Here is an 8,247-nt window from a genome sequence, read left to right as displayed (position 1 = left end):
GGGCTTGAGAATGAAGAGGCCGGGAACCACACGGGTTCCCGGCCTCTTCTGCTATCCATGCCCCGCGATTTCTCCTGGATAAGACCCGAACCCTGGGGCATCCACGTCGTCCCCGCCGACTGCTGGATCGACCCGGCCCGCCCCGTCGATCGCGCGCTGGTAACGCACGGCCATGCTGACCACGCCCGCGGCGGCCATGGCGCGACGTTCGCCGCCCCCGAAACCCTCGCCATCATGAAACTGCGCTACGCCACCGAGGAAGGCGCGGTGCCCGTCCCCTACGGAACCCGCATCGCCCTGCCGGGCAAAGTCCACGCCACCTGGATTCCCGCCGGACACGTCCTCGGCTCCGCGCAGATACTGCTCGAACACGCGGGCGAGCGGATCATCGTCACCGGCGACTTCAAGCGCCGCGCCGATCCCACCTGCCCGCCCTTTGAGGTCACCCCTTGCGACGTGCTCGTCACCGAGGCGACCTTCGGCCTGCCCGTCTTCCGCCACCCACCGGTGGAGGAGGAGATCGCCAAGCTGCTCTCCGCCCTCGCCGCCAATCCGGAGCGCTGCGTGCTCGTCGGCGCCTATGCGCTGGGCAAGGCCCAACGCCTGATCGCCGAACTGCGCCGCGCCGGGCACCAGGACACGATCTGGCTCCACGGCGCGATGGAGCGGATGTGCCGACTGTATGAAGAATGGGGCGTCGATCTGGGCGACCTGCGGCTGGTGTCGGATGCTAGCAAGGAGCAACTCACCGGCGCGGTGATCGTCGCCCCGCCCTCGGCGCTCAACGACCGGTGGAGCCGCCGCCTGCCCGATCCGATCACGGCGATGGCCTCCGGCTGGATGCGGGTGCGCCAGCGCGCGCGGCAGCGGATGGTGGAACTGCCGCTGGTGATCTCCGACCACGCCGACTGGGACGAACTGACGCAGACCGTGGTGGACGTGAACCCCGCCGAGACATGGATCACGCACGGGCGCGAGGAAGCCATGCTGCGCTGGTGCGAGCTGAACCAGAGGAAGGCGCGGGCGCTGGCTCTGGTGGGGTATGAGGATGAAGATGATTGAAGAGAAGTCCTGGGGCCCCAGAGCTTATCGGCGCCCCAGCCCCCTTTACTGTCGTCGTCGTGCGCGCAGCCGCCTCAGCCCCACTTGGCGCCGCAGGCCATTTGTCTCCCGGCTCGAAGTGAGCGCGAAACGAGGCTGCGCGCGCGACCTCGACGCTATGGGGGTCTGGGGCGATGGCCCCAGAACTTCTCTTTCCTGATGGAACACTTCGCCGCCCTTCTCGACGCGCTGGTCTACACCCGCAGCCGCAACGCCAAGCTCAAGCTGCTGGCCGACTACCTGCGCGACACGCCCGATCCGGATCGCGGCTGGGCGCTTGCCGCGCTGACCGATGGGCTCGATTTCCCGGCGGTGAAGAGTTCGACCATCCGCAATCTCCTGACCGAGCGGATCGACCCGGTACTCTGGACGCTCAGCCGCGAATACGTGGGCGATTCCGCAGAGACCGCCAGCCTGCTCTGGCCCGAACCGGCGGAGGCACCCTCCCCGCCTACGGTGTCCGAGGCGGTGGATGCGCTTTCCCGCATGACGCGCGCCAACGTCATGGTGGAACTGCCGAAGCTGCTCGACCGGCTGGATGCGAACGGCCGCTATGCCCTGCTCAAGCTGGCCACCGGCGCGATGCGCATCGGCATTTCGGCGCGTCTCGCCAAGACGGCTTTCGCGCAGGCTTTCGACGTCGCGGTGGAGGATGTGGAGGAGCACTGGCACGGCCAGACGCCGCCTTATGCCCCGCTGTTCGACTGGGCCGCGCACGGTGCCGAGCCTCCCAATTCCGAAGATCTGCCGCTGTTCCGGCCCTTCATGCTGGCGCACGGGCTGGAGGACACGGAGGTCGATCTGGCCGACTATGCCGCCGAATGGAAGTGGGACGGCATCCGCGTGCAGGTGGTTCGGGCGGGCGGAGAAACGCGCGTCTATTCCCGCTCCGGCGACGACATTTCCGCCACTTTCCCCGAGGTCGCCGAGGCGCTGCATATCGACGGCGTGCTGGACGGCGAACTGCTGGTACGCGGTGCCCATCAGGGCGGCGAAGAGGGCGGCGCGGCCAGCTTCAACGCGCTGCAACAACGCCTCGGTCGCAAGACCGTCTCGAAGAAGATGCGCGAGGAATATCCCGCCTTCGTGCGCCTCTACGACGTGCTGATCCTGGAGGGGCAGGACTTGCGCCCCCTCCCCTGGAGTCAGCGCCGCGCCGCGCTGGAGGCGCTGCTTCCGCGCCTGCCCGCCGACCGGTTCGACATCTCCACCGTAATCCCCGCCGCCGACTTCGCCGACCTGTCCGCCATCCGCGAACGCGCGCGAGACGATGCGATCGAGGGGGTAATGCTCAAACGGCGAGACAGTCCCTATGTCGCGGGGCGCAAGACCGGGCTGTGGTACAAGTGGAAGCGCGACCCGCTGCTGATCGACTGCGTGCTGATGTATGCCCAGCGCGGCTCGGGCAAGCGAAGCTCGTTCTATTCGGACTACACCTTCGGCTGCTGGGACGGCGATCCCGATGTCGGCGCGGAACTGCTGCCGGTGGGCAAGGCCTACTTCGGTTTCACCGACGAGGAGCTGAAATGGCTCGACCGGCATGTGCGCAACCACACCGTGGGCCGCTTCGGCCCGGTGCGTGAGACGGACAAGTCGCTGGTGTTCGAGGTCGCCTTCGATTCGGTCCACGCCAGCAAGCGCCACAAGTCCGGCGTCGCCATGCGTTTCCCCCGCATCAGCCGCATCCGCGCCGACAAGCCCGCGCACGAGGCCGACCGCATCGAGACTTTGCGCGCCCTGATCCGCGATTGACCGCGATCAATGCGTGCGTGCGGACGATGCGCTAGAGGGGCAGCATGGAACAGCCCTCCCCCGTGCCGGACACCCCCTACCATCGCCTCGGCGGCGCGCCGGTGTTCGAGGCGATCGCCAACCGCTTCTACGACCTGATGGACAGCGACCCGGCCTATGCCGAGTTGCGCGCGATGCATGCGGCCGATCTGGCGCCGATGCGGGCCTCGCTGCCGAAATTCCTCGCCGGTTGGGCAGGCGGCCCGCGCGACTGGTTCGAGGAGAACCCCGGCCGCTGCATGGTGAGCCTGCACGCGCCCTTTACCATCGAGGCGCTGACGGCGAACCAGTGGGCCGAGGCGATGGAGCGCGCCATCACCGACGTCGCGCCTGAGCCTGCGGAAATCGCGGCGTCGATGCGCGAAGTGCTCGGCAGGCTGGCGCGCGGGATGGGGCGGTAGGTCCGTGTTCCTCCCTGAGCTTGCTCGGGGAGGTGGCGCCGACGAAGTCGGTGACGGAGGGGGAATTTCCCGCCTCCTCCCCCTCCACCACCGCCTGCGGCGGCGGTCCCCCTCCCCGAGACAAGCTCGGGGAGGAACCCGCATCAGTTCACCCGGAACTGCTTCTCACGCGATGTTGCGCCGCGCAGCAGTTCCAGCCGCGAAGGCGCCACGCCCAGCGCGCGGGCGAGCAGGTCGCGCACGGCGGCGTTGGCCTTGCCGTCCTCCGGCTTTGCGCGGACTTTGGCGGTGAGGCGGTTCCCGGCGATTTCCAACGCTTCGACTTTGGCGCCCGGGGTTACGCGCAGGGCCAGGGCTCCTTCCGCATCGACCAGCGCTCGCAGCGCCTCGGCATCGGGCAGCATCGCCCTGGGCCGCGCCATCAGCCCTTCAGCCCGAGCGCCTCGGCATGCAGGCGGCCATTGAGGACATAGCCCTTCACGCCCGCCTGGTTGGCGACAACGGCCTCGTCGGTCAGATCGCGCAGGTACTTTGCCGGGCGGCCCATCCAGAGCTGGCGAGCACCGATGCGCTTGCCGGTGAGCTGCGAGCCCGCCGCCAGCATGCCGTCGCTCTCGACATAGGAGCCGTCCATCACGATCGCGCCGAGGCCGATGAAGGCGCGGTCTTCCAGCGTGCAGCCGTGCAGCATGACCATGTGGCCGATCAGCACGTCCTCGCCGATGATCGTCGCGTAGCCTTCGGGGCGATGCGGTTTGGGGCTGTCGCAATGGACGACGGTGCCGTCCTGGATGTTGGTGCGCGCACCGATGACCACGCGGTTGATGTCGGCGCGGATCACGCAGTTGTACCAGATGCTGGCGTCGGCGCCGATCTCGACATCGCCGATGATGCGGCAGCCGGGCGCGATGAAGGCGCTGGAATGGATGCGCGGCGCCTTGCCGTTGAAAGGCGCGATTGTGATGTCGTTACGGTCGGTCATGGATTCCCCGTCAGCCTGCTCCAGCGGACATACGGCAGGATGGAAGCGTGATCGTCCGTCCAGGGTTCCGGCGCCCGTTCTTCAAGCTTGCTCCATGGGGCATCGGGGCGCTGCCTTGCAAGCCTGTCGAGCACGGCCCGATCCGCCGAAAGCGCGATCCAACGCGAGGGGGTGTAGCGCACTTCGTCCTCGGGAAAGTCCAGCCGCGAAAGCGCCATGAGCGCGCTCGCTCGCGCATTGGCGCCGACCACCGGCGCAAGGTCGATGTAGCGGTTGGAGATGTGCAGGATCAGCAGACCCCCCGGCGTCAGCGCGCGGCGGTAGACCGCCAGCGCCTCGGTCGTCAGCAGGTGCATGGGGATCGCGTCGGAGGAGAAGGCGTCGATCACCAGCACCTCGAAGCTGCGCGGCGCGACGTGTGCCAGTTCCAGCCGGGCATCGCCGATCACCACGCGGGCCTTCGGGGTGCAGTCCTTGAGGAAGGTGAACTGCCGCGTCGTGGAGAAGCGCAGCACGACCGGATCGATCTCGAAGAAGGTCCAGTCCTGCCCCCGCTGCGAGCGGCAGGCGAGCGAGCCGGTGCCGAGCCCGACGACGCCGACGCGCGCCTGCGGCCCCTCGATGGCGGGTACTGCCGCCAGCGCGAGCGCAATCCCCGAGCCGGGTCCGTAATAGGTCAGCGCGTCGCGGGCATGCGCGGGATCGAGCGCCTGCATGCCGTGCAGCGTCGTGCCGTGCGCCAGCGTGCGGAACCGGCCTTCGGCGTCGTCGCGCAGGGTATAGATGCCGAAATAGCTGCGGGTGCGCTCGCCTTCCAGTGTGGCGCGCACGGTCCACAGGCCGCCCTGTCCGACCATGCCGATCAGCAGGACAAGCGCGAAGGCCCCGCGCCATGCCATGACCATTACCCCCACGCCGACGAGGAACACCGTCAGCATCAGGCTGAACAGCGCCTCCTCGGGGTCCAGCACGGTCTGCAGCAGCTCCCAGCCGAGGAAGCCTGCGAAGGCCAGCACCACGCCGAGCGCGATGCGCGCCATGCCGGGCTCCATGTCGGCGTTGTCGCGCCAGTTCAGCAGCGGGCGCAGCGGCATGAGCAACGCGGCGGCGAGGACCAGCAGGGGGTGCTCCCAGGCCCAGTCGAACACCAGCGGCGCGATCAGCGCGGTGAACACGCCGCCCAGCGCTCCGCCCGCCGACATGACGAGGTAGAAGCGGGTAAGCTGCGCCTCTCCCGGCCTCAGGTCATAGAGCCGCGCGTGCAGCGTCGTCGCCACGCAGAGCAGCAGCAGGCAGGTGCCCGCCACGGCCCACAGGGTGCCCGACCCGTTCGACAGCATCGCGTAGCTGCCCATGAACAGCACCACCACCGGCGCCACGCGGCTGACGACGGTGGCCGGCCCGCGCCGGTCGGAGAACGCGATCACGAAGCTCAGCAGGTAGAGCCCGAGCGGGATCACCCAGAGCAGCGGCATCGCGAAGATGTCGGTGGTGAGATGCGTGGTGGTCGAGAGCATCAGCCCCGAGGGTACTGCCGACAGCAGCAGCCACAGGCCGATGGTGCGGCCGGGGATGCGCTCCGAAGCGTGGGCCTGTGCGATCGGCGCAGGGGTATTGCGGCGGCTGAATCCGGCCAGCGCGATCAGCAGCACCAGCACCGCAAAGCCGCCCGACCACGCGAGGCTCTGCAAGCGCACGCTCAGCAACGGCTCGGCCAGCAGCGGATAGGCGATCAGCCCTGCGAAGCTGCCCAAGTTTGAGGCGGCGTAAAGCGCCCAAGGTGCACCCGCTTCGGGCGCAGCGGCGAACCAGCGCTGCATCAGCGGCGCCTGCGCGGAGACGACGAAGAATACCGGGCCGATGCTCGCGCCCAGCAGCAATGGCACCCATGCGGCCTCGGGCAGCCCGGCGATGCGCGGCATGTCGATCAGGCCCACCGGCAAGGTCAGCGCGGCGACCAGCAGCAACGCGAGGTGAATCATCGCCTGCCGCTTCAGCGCGAACCGGCCGAGCCAGTGAGCATAGGCGTATCCGGCCAGCAGCAGCGCCTGATAGACCAGCATCGCGCTGTTCCACACGTTCGGCGCGCCTCCGAGCCGGGGCAGCGCCATGCGCGCCACCATCGGCTGGACGAGGAACAGCAGGAAACTGCCGACGAGGATGGTGGCGACGAACAGCCCGCGGCGCGGCGGGGTTGTCCGTGCGGTTTGCAGCATGTGCTCGGCGGTGTCGGTCATTGCGGCAAGACAGGTACGTGGTGCCGGCAGGGAAGGATAGACCTTCACTCGTCATTGCAAGCGCAGCGAAGCAATCCAGGGCAGTTTGGCGCCGCCTTGGATTGCTTCGCTGCGCTTGCAATGACGAAGTGTGTGGTGATGACCTACGGTTAGCGCCCCGCGCGCCCAATGCTCCGCCACGCCTCGGCGGTGATCGAATGGACGATCGTATCGCCCACCGGCGGCTCGAACCGCGCATCGACGAAGTCCAGTTCCGCGCGCCGCACCATGCCGAGGCGCAGCATCAGGCCCCAGCTGGCGGTGTTCTCGATGTTGGTGATGGCGAAGATCTCCGCCGCCCCGAACCGGCCGAACCCGGCATCGAGCGAGGCGATGGCCGCTTCCTTGGCATAGCCCTGCCCCCAGGAATCCTCACGGAACCGCCAGCCGATCTCCATCTCGCCGAGGAACGTCGCCCCCGGCGCATCGATCACCTTGAGGCCGCAGAAGCCGAGCACCGCGCCGTCGTCCTTGCGCTCGACGATCCAGAAGGTGTGGCCGAGACGGTTCTGGAAACCCAGCACGCGCTCCTCGAACAGCGCCACCTTGGCATCGTCCATCACCCCGCCGAGGTGGCGCATGACGGCGGGCGTATTGGTGCCCTCGGCGAAGCGCGTAATGTCGCCCTCACCCCAGTCGCGCAGGATCAGGCGGTCGGTCTCGATCCTAACCACGCAGCAGCCGCGCCGCATGGGCAGCGTGATATGTCAGCACGCCCGAGGCGCCGGCGCGCTTGAAGGCGGTCAGCGTCTCCAGCACCATGGCATCGCGATCCGCCGCGCCCGCCGCGACCGCATGCTCGATCATCGCGTACTCGCCGGACACCTGATAGGCGAAGACGGGCACCTCGAACGTGTCCTTCACCCGGCGGATGATGTCGAGGTAAGGCAGGCCAGGCTTCACCATCACCGTGTCGGCGCCCTCGGCGAGGTCCATCTCGACTTCGCGCAGCGCTTCCTCGGTGTTGCCGGGGTCCATCTGGTAGGTCTTCTTGTCGCCCTTGAGCAGCCCGCGCGAACCGACCGCGTCGCGGAACGGGCCGTAGAACGCCGAAGCGTACTTGGCGGCGTAGCTCATGATCTGGACGTTGATATGGCCCGCGTCCTCCAGCGCGTCGCGGATCGCGGCGATGCGGCCGTCCATCATGTCCGATGGGGCGATGATGTCCGCGCCCGCGTTGGCCTGGTTGAGCGACTGGCCGACCAGTGCCTCGACCGTCTGGTCGTTGAGGACGTAGCCCGCATCGTCGATCAGCCCGTCCTGTCCGTGGCTGGTATAGGGATCGAGCGCCACGTCGGTGAGCAGGCCGATTTTATCGCCCAGTTCCGCCCGGATCGCGCGGATCGCGCGGCACATCAGGTTGTCCGGGTTGAGCGCCTCGGCCCCGTCCTCGCTACGGCGATCGGGCTGGGTGTGCGGGAACAGCGCGAGCACCGGGATGCCAAGGTCCACCGCTTCCTTCGCCCGCTCGACGATGAGGTCCACCGACCAGCGCGACACGCCCGGCAGCGCGGCCACGGGATGTTCGACGCCTTCGCCCTCGGTGATGAAGAGGGGCCAGATGAGGTCCGCCGGGGTCAGCACCGTCTCGCGATGGAGCGCGCGGCTCCAGGCGGTGGCGCGGGTACGGCGGAGGCGGGTGTGGGGATATGTGCCGGTCATGGCGGGGTGATTGCCGGAAAACGAAGGCGGGGGC

General features: G+C 68.4%; 8 protein-coding genes. 3 read left to right on the top strand and 5 right to left on the bottom strand.

Annotated elements, in window-relative coordinates:
* Window positions 1-57: 57 nt before the first annotated feature.
* The 3 genes from ACYPYD_RS22465 to ACYPYD_RS22455 all read left to right on the top strand — a co-directional run bounded on the left by ACYPYD_RS22465 (window position 58) and on the right by ACYPYD_RS22455 (window position 3,293).
* Window positions 58-1,062 carry a ligase-associated DNA damage response exonuclease gene (locus ACYPYD_RS22465; protein ID WP_459665636.1) on the top strand — a complete coding sequence of 335 codons (1,005 nt, stop codon included), beginning with the start codon at window positions 58-60 and terminating at the stop codon, window positions 1,060-1,062.
* Between the two features lie 198 nt (window positions 1,063-1,260).
* Window positions 1,261-2,853 carry a cisplatin damage response ATP-dependent DNA ligase gene (locus ACYPYD_RS22460; protein WP_459665630.1) on the top strand — a complete coding sequence of 531 codons (1,593 nt, stop codon included), beginning with the start codon at window positions 1,261-1,263 and terminating at the stop codon, window positions 2,851-2,853.
* Between the two features lie 44 nt (window positions 2,854-2,897).
* Window positions 2,898-3,293 carry a group II truncated hemoglobin gene (locus ACYPYD_RS22455; protein ID WP_459665628.1) on the top strand — a complete coding sequence of 132 codons (396 nt, stop codon included), beginning with the start codon at window positions 2,898-2,900 and terminating at the stop codon, window positions 3,291-3,293.
* Between the two features lie 143 nt (window positions 3,294-3,436).
* Here the strand turns inward: ACYPYD_RS22455 and ACYPYD_RS22450 are convergent, their stop codons facing one another.
* The 5 genes from ACYPYD_RS22450 to hemB form a co-directional block, all read right to left on the bottom strand.
* On the bottom strand, window positions 3,437-3,715 hold the full coding sequence (locus tag ACYPYD_RS22450; RefSeq protein ID WP_069708635.1) for a DUF167 domain-containing protein: 279 nt from the start codon (window positions 3,713-3,715) through the stop codon (window positions 3,437-3,439).
* A complete protein-coding gene (locus ACYPYD_RS22445) occupies window positions 3,715-4,275 on the bottom strand; it encodes a gamma carbonic anhydrase family protein (RefSeq protein WP_036525618.1) in 561 nt (186 codons plus the stop codon). Before ACYPYD_RS22445 ends, ACYPYD_RS22450 begins: the two co-directional genes overlap by 1 nt.
* Window positions 4,272-6,512: a fused MFS/spermidine synthase gene (locus ACYPYD_RS22440; RefSeq protein ID WP_459665626.1), complete on the bottom strand. Its 2,241-nt coding sequence runs from the start codon at window positions 6,510-6,512 to the stop codon at window positions 4,272-4,274. Before ACYPYD_RS22440 ends, ACYPYD_RS22445 begins: the two co-directional genes overlap by 4 nt.
* 149 nt (window positions 6,513-6,661) lie before the next feature.
* Window positions 6,662-7,243: a GNAT family N-acetyltransferase gene (locus ACYPYD_RS22435; protein ID WP_037521168.1), complete on the bottom strand. Its 582-nt coding sequence runs from the start codon at window positions 7,241-7,243 to the stop codon at window positions 6,662-6,664.
* On the bottom strand, window positions 7,218-8,213 hold the full coding sequence (hemB, locus tag ACYPYD_RS22430; RefSeq protein ID WP_459665634.1) for a porphobilinogen synthase: 996 nt from the start codon (window positions 8,211-8,213) through the stop codon (window positions 7,218-7,220). The genes ACYPYD_RS22435 and hemB overlap by 26 nt, the downstream gene beginning before the upstream one ends.
* Window positions 8,214-8,247: the final 34 nt, after the last annotated feature.

It is taken from the genome of Novosphingobium sp. 11B, from assembly GCF_054589055.1.
The sequence above is the reverse complement of the archived record's forward strand: the minus strand, read 5'-3'. Positions and strand labels throughout refer to the sequence as shown.

Coding starts and splice junctions, on each gene's coding strand:
- ACYPYD_RS22445 (WP_036525618.1), bottom strand. CDS start 4,275: ATGACCGACCGTAACGACATCACAATCGCGCCTTTCAACGGCAAGGCG.
- ACYPYD_RS22450 (WP_069708635.1), bottom strand. CDS start 3,715: ATGGCGCGGCCCAGGGCGATGCTGCCCGATGCCGAGGCGCTGCGAGCG.
- ACYPYD_RS22465 (WP_459665636.1), top strand. CDS start 58: ATGCCCCGCGATTTCTCCTGGATAAGACCCGAACCCTGGGGCATCCAC.
- ACYPYD_RS22460 (WP_459665630.1), top strand. CDS start 1,261: ATGGAACACTTCGCCGCCCTTCTCGACGCGCTGGTCTACACCCGCAGC.
- ACYPYD_RS22455 (WP_459665628.1), top strand. CDS start 2,898: ATGGAACAGCCCTCCCCCGTGCCGGACACCCCCTACCATCGCCTCGGC.
- ACYPYD_RS22435 (WP_037521168.1), bottom strand. CDS start 7,243: ATGCGGCGCGGCTGCTGCGTGGTTAGGATCGAGACCGACCGCCTGATC.
- ACYPYD_RS22440 (WP_459665626.1), bottom strand. CDS start 6,512: ATGACCGACACCGCCGAGCACATGCTGCAAACCGCACGGACAACCCCG.
- hemB (WP_459665634.1), bottom strand. CDS start 8,213: ATGACCGGCACATATCCCCACACCCGCCTCCGCCGTACCCGCGCCACC.